Consider the following 17,343-nt stretch of genomic DNA (forward strand, 5'->3'; position numbering starts at 1 on the left):
CCGGCCCGCCCGACCAGATCCAGAGTGAGGAATTGAAGATGCCCACGACCACCGCTGTCCCCGTCACGGGCCCTCAGACATTGCCGCCCGCCCGCCGGCCGTTCGTGCTGGGCCTGTTCACCCCCAGCCCCCGACTGCCGCTGGACACGGGGGCGTTCCGGTTCGACCCGGTGCGGCAGATCGGCGTCCTGGCGGACGGCACGCCCCGCGCCGACGCGCCCGGGGACGAGCGCAGCAGGACCACCGGCGGCCTGAACTCCCCGACCGAGCTGGAGATCGACGGCACTGCCTCGGACGGACTTCCGCTGTGACGGCGGAGTCTGACCGCCCGGTGGCGGTGATCACCGAGCCGGACAATCTGACGGCCGACCGCGTCGTGCTGGAACTGGGAGAGCTGGGCGTCCCTGTGGTCCGGTTCGACCTGGCCGACTTTCCCCGGGACATGACACTGAATGCCTCCCTCAGCCCTGCGGGCTGGCACGGCACCCTGTCCGTACACGGCCGGACCGTGGCGCTCCAGGAGCTGCGTGCCATCTGGTGGTGGCACCCGGGACCGCCAAGGATCGCCCTGGACGGGCTGTGCGCGGCGGAGGCCGAGTGGGCGCGGGAAGAGGCCATGGCCGGTGTGGCTGGGGTGCTGGCCGCGCTGGAATGCGAGCATGTCAACCACCCGTCGCGCACCCGGGCGGCGCAGTCCAAGCCGGGCGCGCTGGCCTCCGCCGCGGCCTGCGGCCTGAACGTGCCGGCCACCTGGATCGGCAACCACCCCGGCGCCGCGCGGGGCTTCGCCCGGGAGACACCCGGCGGGGTGGTGGGCAAGGCCCTCACCCGCCCGTGGATCGCCTGCCCGGACGGCACCTCCCGGTCCCTGCACACCACCCCGGTCGATCACCGGGCCATCGACAGCGGCATCGGCCTGGGCGCCCACCAGCTCCAGCACCGTGTCGTCAAGGACCACGAGGTGCGGCTGACCGTCGTGGGCGGGGAGATGTTCGCCGCCCGTATCGACGCCCACAGCCCGGCCGCCCGTGAGGACTTCCGCGCGGACTACGGCGCCCTGACCTACCGCCACACCCAGGTCCCGGACACGGTGCGCGAGGGCATCACCCGGCTGATGGCCCACTACGGGCTGCTGGTCGCGGCCATCGACCTCCTGGTCGACGAACAGGGGCACTGGTGGCTGGTCGACCTCAACCCCGCTGGGCAATGGGACTGGCTCCAGAAAGAGCTGCCCGCCCTGCCACTGGCCCAGGCCATGGCCGAACTGCTCGCCTCCGGCCGCCCGACGGCCAAGCAGCCCGCGGTGTCGCCGGCAGTGCCGGGCCCACAGGCGGACCTGAGCCTGTGCCCGGAGCGGCAGATCACCGTCACCGAGGACGGCGTGCCGTTCATCAGCACCCCGTCCATGGCGAGCAGCTTCGAGACCGTCGTCCAGACCCAGGAGGACATGCAGATCTTCGACGGATCGAATTCCCGAAAGGGGGCGAGCCACACCTGACCTGGGTGGAGCCCGGAGTCGGCCCATGAAGAGGAGAGGAGCTGCCCGTCCCCGCCTGCGAGACAAGCCGGGGCGGGCGGCCGGCTGGTCCTCCACCACGATCCCGTCAGCTGTCCTGCGGCGCTGCCGCGGCGGCGCCCAGCTCCCGGTCCGCGAGAGGTTCTCCGCACCACCGCCTCCGGTCAACCTCCGGTCGACATAGCGGCCGGCCCCATGGGCCTTCCCTTCCTCGGGTTTGTACTGTGCTGGCGCAGGGCCGACCTGGCAACGGGAGGGAGAGCTGAATCGGTGGTGCTCCTCCGGCTTCGGGCGGCGTGACAGAGCACAAGGAGGACGGATGAGCAGGGGCAAGGCTGCTGAGAGCAGTCCTCGGGTACGGACGGTTGAGCTTCCGGGGGGAGGCGTGGTATTGGCCCGGGGTTTGCGGGGTGCGTCGGCGCCGCAGCCGTTTCCGCAGTTCGGCCTGTATCTGCTGGGACATCCTCTCGACCGCCCCAACTTCTACGGCCGGTACCTGGTGGGGCTGCGCCCGTGGAGCCCGCCCTGGCCGCACGAGCGCGTCGACTGGCCTGACTTCTCCTCCCCTCGTCAGCCGGAGGAAGCGATCGGTCAACTCCGTGGGGCCTGGCCCGCATACAGCATGGTGAACGTGTCGAGGTCGCCTGCGGCGGCGGGCGTGGTCGCACCGGGACCGCCTTGGCCGCACTCGCCATCCTCCAAGGGATGTCTTCCGCCGAGGCGGTCGCATGGGTGCGGGCGGCATACGCCCCCAAGGCGGTCGAGACGCGGTCACAACACCGCTTCCTCCACCGAGTCGCCGCTTCGGAATCACCTGCTTGAAGCCGGTGACACAACCACGGCGACGACCGCTGCCGCCCACCCCGCCCATGTGGCGTCCGTAGGGGGCCGTGCGGACCGAGGTTGTCCGGCGCCGAGATTCGCAAACACGTACGAACGTCTCCCCCGTCTCGAACTCCGGGCGTCTGCCGCCCTGAGGCAGCGCGGTCGTGTCCCGTACCGTGAACGACCGGCCGCCGACCAGGAGTTGGGTCGCCCACGCGGACACCCGTCGCGTCCGGTTCCCGCGACCCGTACACCGCCCCGCTCACCGTCCGCGCTCCGGCTGTTCGGCCCTCTCCGGCCGCGCGGGACACGTGTGGGTCGAGACAGGCACCATCTCCCCGAACGCACCGCAGTAGACCGTCTGCCGCCCACGGGCCGGCCACTTCCTCGATCAAGGCGCCGAGATGTGCACGATCAAGGCCGCAGAAGGCAGGATGGGACAAGGCCGCGCGGGCCGAGAAGGACGTCACCATCCACTCAACCCGCGCGGCCCTCGTCATGTCACGGCCGGCCAACCCCGCGCTACCGCGTATCGAGTCGTTAGGCTCAAAGACATGACTGTTCAGCGGATGGACAACGTCGCCATCGTCGTCGACGATCTGGACGCGGCTGTCGCCTTCTTCACCGCGCTCGGCATGGAGCTGGAAGGCAAGGCGCAGATCGAAGGCATGTATGCGGACCGCACCGTCGGACTCGACGGCGTCCGGAGCGACATCGCGATGATGCGGACCCCGGACGGCCACAGCAAGCTGGAGCTGACCAAATACCACACCCCCGCGGTATCCGACGCCGAGCCGCGGAACCCTCCGCCCAACACGCTGGGCCTGCATCGCGTCATGTTCGCCGTCGACGACATCGACGACACCATCGCCCGCCTGCGCGCCCACGGCGCCGAACTCCTCGGCGAGGTAGCGCAGTACGAGAACATCTTCCGGCTCTGCTACCTCCGCGGCCCCGCAGGCATCATCGTCGCCCTAGCCGAACAGATTGGCTGACGCGGGCCTGCCACGCGGAGCATGTCGACGGTCAGCACCGCGTGGGAGCAGGCCAAGCCCACCATGCTCGCCTCGCTCAGCCTGCCCGCCGAGGCGGGTGAGCATCCGGCGGCACGGGCCGCGCTGTTGGACGGCCCCTACCGCGAGATCGCCGCGCGGGTGCCGACGAACTCCCAGATCGTGTTCGACGACGACGGACGGCCGCACGTCGCCGCCCTGGAGCCGGAGCCCGAACCCGCCTGCGCCCGAGTAGGCGGCGGGGGGGCATGGCGGGGCACCACGTGGCGCGTCAGTCGGCTTTGTCGCCTGCCAGTGTGGTCCGTACCAGGGTGAGCAGCGCGTCGAGGTCTGTCAGCTGCTGTGGTGCCAGCGAGCCGAAGAGCTGACGAAGCACGTGAGTTCCTGCCTCTTCCGCCGCTGCCAGGGCGGTGCGGCCCGTATGCGTCAGCTTGACGGTCTTGCGGCGGCGGTCCTCGGGGTGGCCGGTCCGGCTGACCAAGCCGAGGCGTTCCAGGCTCTCCAGGATCTGGGTTACGGAGCGCGGGGCCTGTCCGAGGGCGGTGGCGAGTTCGGCCTGGTGCAGCGCGCCGCGGCCGGCCAGCGCCTGGAGGACCTTGGTGCGGGAGAGAGACAGTCCCGCGGTCGCCATCATGTGCTGATCGACCTGTTCGCGCAGGGTGTGGGCGAGGGTGAGGAAGGACAGTCCCACCTGCTCCGGCGTGCTAGCTGTAGCTGTTGCTTCGTACCGCTCCATGGTTCAGGTATCCTCCCATAGTGTAATCATGAGGTACCTCACGAAAGGAGCTGTGAGATGGACCGTCCGGTTGCCCTGATCACCGGAGCCACCTCCGGACTGGGCCGCATCGCCGCCTTCGAGCTGGCCCGGCTGGGCTACCGCATCGGCGCTGTGGCTCGCTCCCGGAGCAAGGCGGAAGCCCTCGTCGACGAGCTCAGGGCGGTGACCGACGGGCCCGTCGATGTCTTCCACGGCGACCTCGGCCTCATCTGCGACGCGCGCCGCATGGGTGAGGAGATCGCCGCGCACTACCCGCGCCTGGACGTCCTGGTCAACAACGCCGGCCTGCACGCCTTCACGCAGCGCGTCACCGCCGAAGGCTTCGCGGAGATGACAGCCGTGAACTACCTGGGCCCGTTCGTGCTCACCGAGGCGCTGAAGGGCAAGCTCGGCGCCTCAGCGCCGGCCCGGGTCGTCAACGTCGCCTCCGAGGCGTCCCGGCAGGCGAAGACCATCGCGCCGGCTGTGGATCTGCGCCGTACCGACGCCTACACCCGCCGGGAGTCGATGCCTCTGTACGGACGCACCAAGCTGATGACGATCATGTGGACGCAGGAGCTCGCCCGACGCCTGAACCCGAACAAAGTCACGGTGAACTGCTGCGATCCCGGCTTCAACGCCACCGGCCTGGGCCGGGACCTGCCCGGCTCCGCTGTCCTGCAGCGCGTGCTGAACACCCTGAGGATCGGCGATCCCCGCAAGGGCGCCGGCATCATCGTGCGGCTCGCCACCGACCCGGCGTTCGCCGGGACCAGCGGCGGCTACCTCTCCGTGCGTGACGCCCGCCCGCTGGAGTGCCCCGAACCCGGCCGGGCCCCGCTCCTGCAGAAGGAGCTGTGGGAGGAGACCGTGGAGCTCCTCGCCGCCCACGCGGTCGACTGAGACCTGAGTCGTCCGTCGAAAGAAGGACGGCGACCGGTACCGGGGTACCGCCCCGGGCGCGGATTCGTCCTCGCGTAGCTCATTTCGGCCGCACCCGGCTCCTACGTTTGTCCGCGGCGCCTGTCATGTCTGCCCCTTTTACATCCTTTTCTTCTTCCCTGTGGGAGTAATTCTCGTGGCCACCTTTCTCTACCGGCTCGGCCGGCTCGCCTTCCGGCGGCGCCGACTGGTGCTGCTGGCCTGGATCGCGGTGCTCATCGCCGCGGGCATCGGCGCCAGCAGTGTGTCCGGCACGACGACGGACAACTTCACCCTTCCCGGCACCCAGTCGCAGCAGGCCATCGACCTGTTGGAGAAGGAGTTCCCCCAGGCATCGGCCTCCGGTGCCACAGCCCGCGTGGTCATCGAGGCCACGGACGGGCAGAAGGTGACGTCCGCCGCGCACAAGCCACTGGTGGAGTCCCTGATCGCCGACCTGCAGAAGGCGCCGCAGGTGGCGAGCGTCGCTGATCCCTTCACCGCCGGCCTGGTCAGCTCCTCGGGCAGCATCGCCTACGCCCAGGTGACCTATGCCGTCCCGCAGGCCGATATCACTTCTGCCGCGTCGGACGCCCTGCACGAGGTGGCGGACCGGGGCGAGCAGGCCGGCCTGAACGTCAGCCTGGGCGGCGACGCGGTGCTGGAGGAGGAGCAGAGCAACGCCGCGGAGCTGATCGGCCTGCTGGTCGCCGCCTTCGTCCTGGTCATCACCTTCGGTTCGCTGGTCGCGGCCGGGCTGCCGTTGCTGTCCGCGATCGTCGGCGTCGGTATCGCCCTGTGCGGCATCACCGTCGCCTCGTCGTTCGTCGACATGGCCTCCAACGCGCAGACCCTGGCGCTCATGCTGGGGCTGGCGGTGGCGATCGACTACGCCCTGTTCATCGTCTCCCGCTACCGCACGGAGCTTCGGGCGGGGCATCAGCCCGAGGAAGCCGCCGGACGTGCCCTGGGCACCGCGGGCTCGGCCGTGGTGTTCGCCGGCCTGACCGTCATCATCGCGCTGGCGGGGCTGAGCGTCATCGGGATCGCGATGCTCACCACCATGGGCCTGGCCGCGGCCTTCGCCATCACCGTCGCCGTGCTGGTCGCGCTCACCCTGCTGCCGGCCACGCTGGGTTTCGCCGGCAACCGTGTGGCAGGCGGGCGCCTGACCACGCGGCGTATGCGCGCCGCGCAGCGCGACCGGCGCGTCACGATGGGCGTGCGCTGGGGCCGCTTCGTCACCCGGCATCCCTGGAAGATGCTGCTGGCCTCGGTCGTCGGCCTGAGCGTGCTGGCCGTACCCGCGCTGTCGCTGCGGCTGACCCTGCCGGACGACAGCATGGCCGCTCCCGGCAGTACACAGCGCGTGGCCTACGACACGCTGAGCAAGGGCTTCGGGCCGGGTTTCAGCGGCCCGCTGACCGTCGTCGTCGACGCGCGGGACGGTGACGACGCGGAGGCCGCGGCGACGGATACCTCCGCGATGCTGGACAGTCTCACGGACGTCGTCACTGTGCGGCCTCCGGTCTTCAACGAGGCCGGTGATGTCGCCTTGCTCACCGCGGTGCCGGGCAGCTCACCCACCAGCCAGGAGACGGTCGACCTGGTCGCCGAGATACGTGACCGCAGTGCCGCGGTGGAGGAGGACAACGGCACGCGCGTGATGGTGACCGGCACGACCGCTGTCAACATCGACGTCTCCGCCAAGCTCGGTGAGGCGATGGTGCCCTACCTGGCCATCGTCGTCGGTCTGGCACTGATCCTGCTGCTGCTGGTGTTCCGGTCGGTGCTGGTCCCGCTGAAGGCCGCAGCGGGCTTCCTGCTCAGCGTGGTCGCCACCCTCGGCGTGCTGGTGGCCGTGTTCCAGTGGGGCTGGCTGAAGGACGTCTTCGGCGTGGACGAGACCGCGCCCATCGTCAGTCTGTTGCCGATCCTGCTGATCGGTGTCGTCTTCGGCCTGGCCATGGACTACGAGGTATTCCTCGTCTCCGGCATGCGCGAGGCATACGTCCACGGCGCCGGCCCCACCGAGGCGATCGTCACCGGATTCCGGCACGGCGCCCGCGTGGTCACCGCCGCCGCCGTCATCATGATCTCGGTCTTCGCCGGCTTCCTCCTCGACGACATCGTCCTGGTGAAGTCCATCGGCATGGGCCTGGCCACCGCTGTCCTCTTCGACGCCTTCGTCGTCCGCATGACCCTCGTGCCCGCGGTGATGACCCTGCTCGGCGAGCGGGCCTGGGCACTTCCCGGCTGGCTCGACCGCCTGCTGCCCAACGTGGACGTCGAGGGGGAAAAACTGCGTCATGCCCTGGCCGAACGCGACCGTCAGATGTCCGTTCCCGCGCCGTCCGACCAGGAGCCGGCGGCGCCTGCTCCCCTGGGGTAGGCACACGCCCGGCACACCTCGACCCCGCCCGCCGGCCCACTCCCCCGAGGGCTGGCGGGCGGCCTGCCCGAACAGTGAAAATGCCTGAACCTGCCATGACCGAGCCCACCGCCGAAGAGCCCGCACGCACTGTTTCCTCGCACGCGTCCCGGCTTCCGCGGTCACTGACCAGCGACCCCGCGGCCGGGAGCAGCGACGCCAGCTGGCCGACCTGACCGACCGGGAACGCGAAGTCCTCACCGCCGTCGCCACCGGATGGTCCAACGCCGAGATAGCCACCCACCTCCACCTGGCCGAGTCCACGGTCAAATCCCACGTCAGCCGCATCCTGGGAAAGATCAACGCACGTGATCGCGTGCAGGCCGTCATCTTCGCCTACGACGTGGGCATGGCCCGCTCCCACTGACACGTCCGGACGGACACGCACCGCCCCCGTGTGACGCTGCCCGACACCACCGGGGGCTGCCGCGCACCGGACCGTGGCCCTCCAGGGCGTCCACCACCCGGGACGCCGACCGCGGTGACATACCGAGCCGCCCCGTCATGCCTGCCTGATCGCCCGGGCCGAGCCGGTGGACGGCCTGCGGGAGCTTCAGTCGTGCCAGCGCGAGCCGTCCGGCCATCAGCCGCCCGTCGATCTGCCGCCGTACCTGGCCGTCCAGCCGGACACAGTGCTGTCCGACCGAGCATGTCCGCTACCACCGCTTCTTCACTTCTCCACCACCCGGCAATCCTCCCGGAGTACCTCGCCGCCATGCCCCAAATCATCGCTCCCACCGGCCGCAGCAGACGGTTCGTCCACAGTCCGTTCCTACCGACGAAGGCAGCGGCATGAGCACCCTCATACAGGAAGCCACCGTCATCGCGGCCAGCATCGTCGTCTCGGCCGCCGGACACCGCTACCTCTACCTGCGGCTCGTCAAAGACGTCACGGCATCCGCCCGGCTGCGCCGTGCAGGACAGGCCGCGGCGGTGGCTCTCACCGTCCTGGTCCCCACAGGAGTTGTCGCCGCCGAGTACGCCAATCCGGCGCACATCGCCTGGCTGGCCTGGCCGACGTTCGTCTGGGTCAGCGTCGCCGCCTACCTCATGATGATCCTCGTCGTCCTGGAGATTCCGGTACGCCTCTCGTCGCGTGCGCTGCGACGGCGTACCGGATCCGGTCCCGCAGCCCCTGCGCGGGCCCCTCAGGCACCGGTCGTCCACCAGGCACAGTCCGCCAGCGCTCCCAGCCCGGACCGTACGTGTCCTCGGCCGATCGAGGACACGCCGCGGATGGTGGACCGTCGTCTCGTTCTGGCCCGCTCGGTCGCGCTGCTCGCCACCGGTGCCGCCGTGGCCACCACCAGCTACGGCTTCCGCCGCGGGCTGGGAGCACCAGACGTGAAGACCGTGCCGGTGGCGCTGCGCCGACTGCACCCCTCACTCGACGGCATGCGTATCACCATGGCCAGCGACCTCCACCTCGGGCCGTTCTTCGGACGCGCCCACACCACACGCATGGTGCGCATGATCAACGACACGGTTCCCGACCTGGTCGCCATCGTGGGAGATCTCTCCGACGGCAGTGCCGAAGACCTGGCTGCGCACGCGGAGCCGCTGACCCGCCTGTCCTCGACCCATGGCACCTTCTTCGTGACAGGCAACCACGACTACCGCCACGACATCGACGCCTGGATCGACACACTCGCCGGCTTCCGCGTCACCACCCTGCGCAACACCCGCTCACTGATCAAGCACCGCGGCGGAACGCTCGATCTCGCGGGCGTCACCGACATCGAAGGCGAACAGCATCGCGACGCACCGGACTACGACACAGCCCTCGGCGACCGCGACCCCTCTCACCCCGTCGTCCTGCTCGCACACCAACCTGTCCAGGTGCACGAAGCAGCCCGGCACAACGTCGATCTCCAGCTGTCCGGCCACACCCACGGCGGCGCCTTCTTCCCCGGCAACCTGCTCGTCCCACTGACCCAGCCCGTCACCGCCGGACTGGCCACCATCGACCGCACACAGCTCTACGTCTCCCGCGGCGTCGGAGCGTCCCTCCCGCCCATCCGGGTCGGAGCACCACCCGACATCACGGTGATCGAACTACGCGGGGCGTGAGAGACGAGTGCTGGAGGCACGATGCGCAATGAGCGGCGGCACCAGCGTAGGTGCCGCCGCTCCTCGCCGCCCAGGTCAGGTTCGGCGTCGTCACGTGAAGTCGGGGACTGCCGCATGGTCGGCCAACTGCCCCTCCAGCTTTCTGAGCGACTCGCCCCGGGCGAGGGGGGACGCCTTCGTCCGCGCCCCGCGCGGGTCGCTGGTGAGCACTGCCGTGAGGGGAATTGATCATCTAGGGGAGGTTGCGGGCCATGACGATGCGCTGGACCTGGTTGGTGCCCTCGTAGATCTGGGTGATCTTGGCGTCGCGCATCATCCGCTCCACCGGGTAGTCCCGGGTGTAGCCGTACCCGCCCAGGAGCTGGACCGCGTCCGTGGTGACCTCCATCGCCACGTCCGAGGCGTAGCACTTGGCCGCCGCCCCGAAGAACGTCAGATCCGCGTCCCCGCGCTCCGACTTCGCCGCCGCCGCGTACGTCAGCTGCCGCGCCGCCTCCAGCTTCATCGCCATGTCCGCGATCATGAACTGGATCCCCTGGAAATCCCCCACCGGCTTCCCGAACTGCTTCCGCTCCCGGATGTACCCCTTCGCGTAGTCCAAAGCGCCCTGGGCCACGCCGAGGGCCTGGGCGGCGATCGTGATGCGGGTGTGGTCGAGGGTCTTCATCGCGGTGGTGAAGCCGGTGCCCTCGTCGCCGATCATCCGGTCGGCGGGGATGCGGACGTTGTCGAGGTAAACCTCGCGGGTCGGGGAGCCCTTGATGCCGAGCTTCTTCTCCGGCGCCCCGAACGAGACGCCCTCGTCGGACTTCTCCACCACGAACGCCGAGATCCCGCCCCGGGTCCGCTTCTCCGGATCGGTCACCGCCATCACCGTGTAGAACTCCGAGACTCCCGCGTTGGTGATCCACCGCTTGACCCCGTTCAGCACCCAGGAGTCGCCGTCCCGCACCGCCCGCGTCTTCATCCCGCCCGCGTCGGAGCCGGCGTCCGGCTCCGACAGGCAGTACGAGAACATCGCCTCACCGGCGGCGAGGGGCGCGAGGTATTTGGCCTTCAGTTCCTTGGAGCCGGACAGGACGACGGGGAGGGAGCCCAGCTTGTTGACGGCGGGGATCAGCGAGGAGGACACGCAGACGCGGGCGACCTCCTCGATCACGATCACCGTCGCCAGCGCGTCCGCCCCCGCACCCCCGAACTCCTCCGGCACATGCACCGCGTGCAGATCACTCGCCACCAGCGCGTCCAGCGCCTCCCGCGGGAAACGCCCCTCCTCGTCCACCTCCGCCGCGAACGGCGCGATCTTCGCCTCCGCCAGCGCACGGACCGACTCCCGGAGCAAATCGTGCTCCTCAGCCGGACGGAAGAGATCGAAAGCCTGGTTCATCGTGAGGCTCCAGTGTGACGAGGGAACGGAAGGATGGCACTCAGTACCCTCAATTATGCACACTGAGTGCCATCACGTCATCTCCGGTGTTATGTTCCCCTCATGAGCGAGACGCGCGGCCGGAGGCAGGAGACGGGGAACGGGACACCGAAGCCGCCGATGCGGGAGGCCATCGTCGAGGCGGCGTTCGAGCTCTTCCTGGCGCGCGGGTTCGAGCAGACCACCATCGATGACATCGCCGCCCTCGCGGGCGTCGGCCGGCGGTCCTTCTTCCGCTACTTCCCCGCCAAGGAGACGGTGGTCTTCCCCGACCACGACCGGTGCCTGGCCGACATGACCCGGCTGCTGAGCACCGCCCCGGACGAGGGCGCCCCGGTGGACCGGGTCTGCGAGGCCGCCCGCCTGGTGCTGCGCATGTACGCGGAGAACCCGGTCTTCTCAGTGCAGCGTTACCGGCTGACCAAGCAGGTCCCCGGGCTGCGCGCGCACGAGTTGTCCGTGGTCTGGCGGTACGAGCGCACCCTCGCCGAATACCTGCGGGCCCGTTTCGCCGGCCGCCCCGATGGGACGCTGCGGGCCGACGTGATCGCCGCCGCCGTGGTCGCCGCGCACAACAACGCGCTGCGCTCCTGGCTGCGCTCGGGCGCGGAAGGAGACGCCGGCACCGCCACGGACGAGGCCCTGGCCTTCGTGCGGGAGTCGTTCGGGTCCGCCGAGGCACCCGACGACGTGGTGGTCGTGGTCTCCCGACGCGGGGTGCCGATGTGGCGGGTCGTCCAGGAGATCGAGGCCGCGGCCGGGAAGGGGCACCCACCAGAAGGGAACTGAGTGCGTTCTGTTTCAGCACTCAGTGCCATATGCTGATTCCGCCGGGCTCCGGCCGCGCGACCGCGCGTTTCCCCAACACCACGGAGAACCCATGGAATCCGTATCTCGTCTCGGTGTCGTCGGCTGTGGCCTGATGGGCTCCGGGATCGCCGAGGTCGCCGCCCTCCGGGGCATCGAGGTCCTGGTCGCCGAGGCCACCCCCGAGGCCGCCGACGCCGGGCGCGAGCGCGTCGCCGCCTCCCTCGACCGCGCGCTGGGCCGGGGCAAGATCACCGAGGAGGAGCGCGAAGGGGCCCGCTCCCGGCTGAGCTTCACCGCCGACCTCGGGGACATGGCCGACCGTCAGTTCGTCATCGAGGCCGTCGCGGAGAACCCCGGGCTCAAGACCGACGTCATCCGCACCCTGGACAAGGCGGTCGCCGACCCGGACGCCATCCTGGCCACCAACACCTCCTCCATCCCGATCGTGGATCTGGCGGTCGCCACCCAGCGCCCGGACCGGGTGATCGGCATGCACTTCTTCAACCCGGTGCCCGTGCAGCGGCTCGTGGAGCTGATCCCCGCGCTGACCACCAGCAAGGACACCGTCGAGCGCACGACCCGGCTGGCCGCCGACCAGCTCGGCAAGGAGGCGATCCAGGCGGCCGACCAGTCCGGATTCGTGGTCAACGCGCTGCTCATCCCCTATCTGTTGTCCGCCGTCCGGATGATGGAGTCCGGCGTGGCCCGCCCCGAGGACATCGACCGGGGCATGGAGCTCGGCTGCGCCCACCCCATGGGACCGCTGCGGCTGCTGGACCTGATCGGTCTGGACACCGCGCAGGCCGTGGCCGAGTCCATGTACGAGGAGTTCAAGGAGCCGCTGTACGCCGCCCCCGCGCTGCTGCGCCGGATGGTCGCGGCGGGGCGGCTGGGCCGCAAGACCGGCCGGGGCTTCTACTCCTACGCCTGACGGACATGAGTGCGGATGGGTGAGGGCACCGCTCGCCGAGGGGCACGTCGATCTCGTGCTCACCCGCCCGGGGCGGGCCGGGCGGGGGCGGTCGGAGAACCGACCCGCCCGCCCGGACCGGCCCCTCTCAGGGACAGCGGACGACCTGGGCGGCGTAGGCGAGGCCGGCGCCGAAGCCCAGGAGCAGCACGGGCGCGCCGCTGGTGACCTCGCCGCGTTCGACCAGCTTGGACAGGGCCAGCGGCACACTGGCCGCTGAGGTGTTGCCGGACTCGACCACGTCCCTGGCCACGATCGCCCGGGAGGCCCCGAGCCGGTGGGCGATCATGTCGATGATCCGCAGGTTGGCCTGGTGGGTGACGACCGCGGCCAGGTCGGCGGGGTCGACGCCGGCCCGCTCGCACGCCTGCCGCGCGATCGGGGTGAGGGAGCGCGTCGCCCACCGGTAGACCACGCCGCCGTCCTGGCGGAACAGGGCGGGCGGGCCATCGGGGCCCGTGGTCTCCAGGGCGATCGCCGGGCCGCGTTCGGGGTCGGAGCCCCACACCACCGGGCCGACGCCGACGGTCTCCTCGGTCTCCGCCGCCGTCAGGACGGCGGCGCCGGCGCCGTCGCCGAAGATGACGCAGGTGGAGCGGTCCTCCCAGTCGAGGAAGTCGCTCATCTTGTCGGCGCCCACCACCAGCGCGGTGCGGCTCGCGCCGCCGCGGATGGCATGGTCGGCCGTCGCCAGCGCGTAGCAGAAGCCGGAGCAGGCGACGTTCACGTCGAAGGTGCCCGCCGCGGGGATCGCCAGGTGACGGGCGACGCGCGCGGCGATGTTCGGCATGCGGTCCACGGCGGTACAGGTGGCGACGACGACCAGGTCGACCTGCGCGGCGTCGATGCCCGCCCGGGCGAGGGTCTTCGCGGCGGCGGCTCCCGCCATGTCCGCGACGGTCTCGCCGGAGGCGGCCAGCCGACGGGTGGCGATCCCGACCCGGGAGCGGATCCACTCGTCGGAGGTGTCGACCATGGTGGCCAGTTCGTCGTTGGTGAGCACGCGCGCCGGCTGGTAATGGCCGAGCGACAGGATTTTGGATCCAGTTGCCAGGGGAACCACGGGTCCTCCAGATGATCGGTCCCCGCGCGGTCGCGGGTGCTTCAGTCGGCGCGGTGTCGGGTGAGGCTGAGCAGGAGCAGGGCGCACAGGGACGCGCCGGCGGCGACGCCGAGGAGGACGGGCCCGGGGCGGAACCGTTCGAAGAGCAGGCCCGCGGCGGCGTAGGCGAGCGGGCCGGCCAGCATGGCGGCGGTGGCGAACACCGGCATGACGTAGGGCCGCAGATGCTCCGGCGGCCGGGTGGTCATCAGGGTGATGGCGGGCGCGGTGATGGCGGGCAGGAACGCGCAACTGGCCGCGACCGCCAGCGCGACCGTCACGGCGGGCTGGTCCAGGGGCATCAGCCACAGCGGCAGTGCCACGCCGACGCCACCGATGGAGCCGAGCACGACGGGGGCGACGCGGCGCGCGAGGGTGGCCACCACCAGGGTGCCGGCCACTGTGCCGCCGCCCCACGCGGCCAGCAGCGCGCCCGCGACGTGTGGGTCCGCGTCGTAGCGGACCTTGGCCAGGACCGGCAGGGAGAGCAGGACGAACGGCATCAGCAGCCCGTATCCGAGCGCGGCGATCGACAGCGTGCGGATCACCTTGTCCCGGAGCATGTACCGGACCCCGGCCTTCATCTCCCCGGTGAACGACTCGGGGGGCGCCGCCGCCGCCCGCCGGGGAAGCCCCAGGAGCAGCAGTGCGGACACTACGAAGGTGCCGGCGTCGATCCAGAGCACGTTGAGCGTGCCGATCAGCCCGATCAGGCCGCCGGCGACCGCCGGGCCGATGAGCCGGGCGCCCGACGTGGCCGTCTCGAAGAAGGCGTTGCCGGCCATGGCGGCGCTTGGGTCGTCGCCCACCACCTCGGACAGCAGCAGGCGCTGCGCGGGCAAGTAGGCGGCGGCCACGGTCCCGGTGCCGGCGACGATCAGCAGCAGCGTCCAGAACGGCAGCAGCCCGGCGATGTGCAGCAGCGGCACCGAGGCGATGAGGGCCGCGTTGGCCAGGTCGCCCACCACGGTGATCCGCAGCGCGCCCCACCGGGCCACGAGTATCCCGGCGGACAGGCCGAACAGGGCGATGGGCAGGATCTGGATGACGAACACCAGGCCCATCCGGGCGGGCGAGCCGGTCGTCACCAGCACGAACCAGGGCAGTGCCAAGGTGGTCATCTGGGTGCCGAGGGACGAGACGAACTCCGCCGCCAGCACCCGGCGCACGCCCCGCTGCCGCAGCGGTCCCAGCCCGAACCGGCCGCCGCCCGCCGTCTCCACCGGCCCGGCGGCCTCCGACACCGTCACGTCACGACCTCCGGGCACAGGGTGCCGGAGACCGTCGTCACGACGTCGGCGGCGGCCGGGTGGAGGAAGAAGTGGCCGCCGGGCAGCAGCTCCAACCGGGACCCGGCGCCGGCCTGGCGGCGCCACCCGTGCAGCGCGGCCGGCGCCACCAGCGGATCGGCGGTGCCGCCGAAAACGGTCATGGGCACCGGCAGCGGCGGCTCCGCGCGGTACTCGTAGGTCTCCAGGACGGAGAAGTCCGCCCGCAGGGTGGGCAGCATCAGCTCCATCACCTCGTCGTCGTCCAGCAGCTCCCCGGGGGTGCCGCCGAGGCGGCGCAGCTCCGCCTTCACCTCCTCGTCGGAGGCCGCGTGCACGGGCGGCCGGGTGCGCGGCACGTCGGGCGGCGCGGCCCCGGAGACGAACAGGTGCTCGGGGAGCGGCCAGCCGCGTCGGCGCAGCGTCCTGGTCAGCTCGAAGGCCAGAAGGCCGCCCATGCTGTGGCCAAAGATCGCGAAGGGGCGGTCCAGGTGTGCCCGCAGCGCGTCCGCGAGGGCGCCGACCAGCGGCCGGAGCCGGTTGAACGGGGTCTCGGCCAGGCGGCGGCCCCGGCCGGGGACCTCCAGCGGGCAGACCTGGATCCGGCCGGAAGCGAGATCGCCCCAGGCCCGGTAGGCGGACGCGCCGCCGCCCGCGTACGGCAGGCAGAAGAGGCGGAAGCCGGTCTGCTCCGCCGGCTCGCGCCAGGCGAGCCATGCGTTGTCCACGTGCGGTCTCCTTCGGTTCTCGGCCCGGGATCCCGGGCCGGGTGCCCGGCCCGGCGCGCGACGCGGCCCCGTGCTCACTCCGCGAGGGTCAGGGCGCCGGAGGGGCAGCGTTCCACCGCTTCCCTGGCCGAGTCGCGGCCACCGGCCGGCGGCTCGGGGTCGAGCAGGACGACGGTCCCCTGCTCGTCGGACTGGTCGAACAGGTCGGGCGCGGTCAGGGCGCACATGCCCGCGCCGACGCAGCGTCCGGTGTCGGCCTGGATGCGCATGCCGCTCTCCTCACCAGGCCACCGGCAGCCGGTGCACGCCGTAGATCGTCATGTTGTCGCGCATCGGGATCGCCTCGACGGGCTCGGCCAGGCGCAGTCCGGGGAACGAGCGGAGCAGGGTGCTGTAGCCGATCCGCAGCTCGATGCGGGCGAGTTGCTGGCCGAGGCACTGGTGGATGCCGTGGCTGAACGTCAGGTGGCCGATGGCGCGGCGCGTGACGTCGAGGCGGTCGGGGTCGGGGAAGCGCTTCGGGTCGCGGTTGGTGCTGGGCAGGTGGAGCAGCACGGTCTCGCCGGCCTTGAGGACCTCGCCGTCCATCTCGATGTCTTCGAGCGGAGTGCGCTGGACGCCGATGTGCACGATGGTCAGGAAGCGCAGCAGCTCTTCGACGGCGCCCTCGACGAGGGACTCGTCGGCGCGCAGCGCGGCCAGTTGCTCCGGCTCGCGCAGCAGGGTGTAGGTGCCGAGCGAGAGCATGTTCGCCGTGGTCTCGTGGCCGGCGACGAGCAGCAGGAGCGCGACGCCGATCAGCTCGGGGTGGGACAGCTCGCCGCCGGCCACCAGGCCGCTGAGCAGGTCGTCGCCGGGCTCGGCCTGCTTGCGGGCCGCCAGCTCGCCGAGGAGGCCGACGATGTTGCCGAGCGCGCCCATCGCCTGCTCGGGGGTGACGTCGAGGCTGAGCAGCTTGGCGGAGTCGGCCTCGAACCGCTCCTGGTCGGCGACCGGGATGCCGAGCAGTTCGCAGATCACCTGGGCCGACATGGGGACGGCGAAGTCCCGCACCAGGTCGGCGGGCGGTCCCTTGCGCTTGATCGCCTCGACGTGGTCGGCGGCGATGCGCTCGATCCTGGGGGCGAGCAGCTTCATCCGGCGCAGGGTGAACTGGCCGGTGAGCAGCTTCCGGTAGCGGGTGTGGTCCGGCGGGTCCATGTGCTCGAACTGGCCCGGCGGCATGTCCTTTTCCAGGTCGAAGTCGGCCGCGCGGTCCGAGGGGAACGCCAGGTGCTTGAGGGAGCCCCGGGAGCTGAAGCGCGGGTCGACGAGGATCGCGCGGGCCTGGTCGTATCCGGTGACCAGCCAGCCCCGGTGGCCGTCGGGGAAGGTCATGGGGGTGATCGGCCGCTCGGCCCGGGTGCGGGCGAACACCTCGGGCGGGTCGAGCGGGCGCTCCCGGAACGTGGGCAAGCCGTTGGTGAAGGGGCAGACCGCTTCGGTCATCGCAGTACGTCCTTTGCC

16 protein-coding genes and 2 pseudogenes are annotated in these 17,343 nt (G+C 71.1%); 11 read left to right on the forward strand and 7 right to left on the reverse strand.

The window, feature by feature from the left end; translation table 11 throughout:
* Positions 1 to 38 precede the first annotated feature (38 nt).
* The 5 genes and pseudogenes from tgmA to OIE51_RS26820 all read left to right on the forward strand — a co-directional run.
* Positions 39 to 311, forward strand: a complete 273-nt coding sequence (gene tgmA, locus OIE51_RS01855) for a putative ATP-grasp-modified RiPP (protein ID WP_326594974.1) — start codon at positions 39 to 41, stop codon at positions 309 to 311.
* Positions 308 to 1,498 (forward strand): MvdC/MvdD family ATP grasp protein, encoded by a 1,191-nt coding sequence (locus tag OIE51_RS01860; RefSeq protein ID WP_326594976.1) that lies wholly within the window; start codon positions 308 to 310, stop codon positions 1,496 to 1,498. Before tgmA ends, OIE51_RS01860 begins: the two co-directional genes overlap by 4 nt.
* A 696-nt stretch (positions 1,499 to 2,194) precedes the next feature.
* Entirely contained in the window at positions 2,195 to 2,338 is a 144-nt protein-coding gene (locus tag OIE51_RS26815; RefSeq protein ID WP_442811843.1) for a hypothetical protein, read from the forward strand.
* A gap of 557 nt (positions 2,339 to 2,895) precedes the next feature.
* Positions 2,896 to 3,336, forward strand: coding sequence for a VOC family protein (locus tag OIE51_RS01865; RefSeq protein WP_326594978.1), 441 nt, complete (start codon positions 2,896 to 2,898; stop codon positions 3,334 to 3,336).
* 39 nt (positions 3,337 to 3,375) lie between these two features.
* A pseudogene (locus OIE51_RS26820) lies at positions 3,376 to 3,576 on the forward strand (hypothetical protein); the annotation flags it as partial.
* A gap of 49 nt (positions 3,577 to 3,625) precedes the next feature.
* Here OIE51_RS26820 and OIE51_RS01875 read toward each other — a convergent pair.
* Positions 3,626 to 4,090 (reverse strand): MarR family winged helix-turn-helix transcriptional regulator, encoded by a 465-nt coding sequence (locus tag OIE51_RS01875; RefSeq protein WP_326594981.1) that lies wholly within the window; start codon positions 4,088 to 4,090, stop codon positions 3,626 to 3,628.
* A gap of 57 nt (positions 4,091 to 4,147) precedes the next feature.
* Here OIE51_RS01875 and OIE51_RS01880 point away from each other — a divergent pair, with 57 nt between their 5' ends.
* The 4 genes and pseudogenes from OIE51_RS01880 to OIE51_RS01895 all read left to right on the forward strand — a co-directional run bounded on the left by OIE51_RS01880 (position 4,148) and on the right by OIE51_RS01895 (position 9,533).
* Positions 4,148 to 5,014, forward strand: a complete 867-nt coding sequence (locus tag OIE51_RS01880; RefSeq protein ID WP_326594983.1) for an SDR family NAD(P)-dependent oxidoreductase — start codon at positions 4,148 to 4,150, stop codon at positions 5,012 to 5,014.
* A gap of 175 nt (positions 5,015 to 5,189) precedes the next feature.
* The gene (locus tag OIE51_RS01885; RefSeq protein ID WP_326594985.1) at positions 5,190 to 7,424 is read left to right on the forward strand and encodes an MMPL family transporter; all 2,235 of its coding nucleotides are present in this window, start codon (positions 5,190 to 5,192) and stop codon (positions 7,422 to 7,424) included.
* Between the two features lie 178 nt (positions 7,425 to 7,602).
* Positions 7,603 to 7,830, forward strand: a pseudogene (locus OIE51_RS01890) (response regulator transcription factor); the annotation flags it as partial.
* Between the two features lie 425 nt (positions 7,831 to 8,255).
* Positions 8,256 to 9,533: a metallophosphoesterase gene (locus tag OIE51_RS01895; protein WP_326594987.1), complete on the forward strand. Its 1,278-nt coding sequence runs from the start codon at positions 8,256 to 8,258 to the stop codon at positions 9,531 to 9,533.
* Positions 9,534 to 9,765: 232 nt separating this feature from the next.
* Here OIE51_RS01895 and OIE51_RS01900 read toward each other — a convergent pair whose 3' ends face one another.
* Entirely contained in the window at positions 9,766 to 10,920 is a 1,155-nt protein-coding gene (locus OIE51_RS01900; protein ID WP_326594989.1) for an acyl-CoA dehydrogenase family protein, read from the reverse strand.
* 159 nt (positions 10,921 to 11,079) lie between these two features.
* Here OIE51_RS01900 and OIE51_RS01905 point away from each other — a divergent pair, with 159 nt between their 5' ends.
* Together OIE51_RS01905 and OIE51_RS01910 are read left to right on the forward strand one after the other, a co-directional pair.
* On the forward strand, positions 11,080 to 11,748 hold the full coding sequence (locus OIE51_RS01905; RefSeq protein ID WP_326600459.1) for a TetR family transcriptional regulator: 669 nt from the start codon (positions 11,080 to 11,082) through the stop codon (positions 11,746 to 11,748).
* A 91-nt stretch (positions 11,749 to 11,839) separates the two neighbouring features.
* Complete coding sequence (locus OIE51_RS01910) at positions 11,840 to 12,700, forward strand: 3-hydroxybutyryl-CoA dehydrogenase (RefSeq protein WP_326594991.1); 861 nt, start codon at positions 11,840 to 11,842, stop codon at positions 12,698 to 12,700.
* A gap of 127 nt (positions 12,701 to 12,827) precedes the next feature.
* Here OIE51_RS01910 and OIE51_RS01915 read toward each other — a convergent pair whose 3' ends face one another.
* The 5 genes from OIE51_RS01915 to OIE51_RS01935 form a co-directional block, all read right to left on the reverse strand.
* The gene (locus OIE51_RS01915; RefSeq protein ID WP_326600460.1) at positions 12,828 to 13,793 is read right to left on the reverse strand and encodes a beta-ketoacyl-ACP synthase III; all 966 of its coding nucleotides are present in this window, start codon (positions 13,791 to 13,793) and stop codon (positions 12,828 to 12,830) included.
* A 50-nt stretch (positions 13,794 to 13,843) separates the two neighbouring features.
* On the reverse strand, positions 13,844 to 15,091 hold the full coding sequence (locus OIE51_RS01920; protein ID WP_326594994.1) for an MFS transporter: 1,248 nt from the start codon (positions 15,089 to 15,091) through the stop codon (positions 13,844 to 13,846).
* Positions 15,088 to 15,837, reverse strand: a complete 750-nt coding sequence (locus tag OIE51_RS01925; RefSeq protein WP_326594995.1) for a thioesterase II family protein — start codon at positions 15,835 to 15,837, stop codon at positions 15,088 to 15,090. Before OIE51_RS01925 ends, OIE51_RS01920 begins: the two co-directional genes overlap by 4 nt.
* Positions 15,838 to 15,911: 74 nt before the next feature.
* Positions 15,912 to 16,106, reverse strand: a complete 195-nt coding sequence (locus OIE51_RS01930) for a ferredoxin (RefSeq protein WP_326594996.1) — start codon at positions 16,104 to 16,106, stop codon at positions 15,912 to 15,914.
* Between the two features lie 10 nt (positions 16,107 to 16,116).
* Positions 16,117 to 17,325: a cytochrome P450 gene (locus OIE51_RS01935; RefSeq protein WP_326594998.1), complete on the reverse strand. Its 1,209-nt coding sequence runs from the start codon at positions 17,323 to 17,325 to the stop codon at positions 16,117 to 16,119.
* Positions 17,326 to 17,343 lie beyond the last annotated feature (18 nt).

The sequence above is a fragment of the Streptomyces sp. NBC_01803 genome, assembly GCF_035917415.1.
GTDB lineage: Bacteria > Actinomycetota > Actinomycetes > Streptomycetales > Streptomycetaceae > Streptomyces.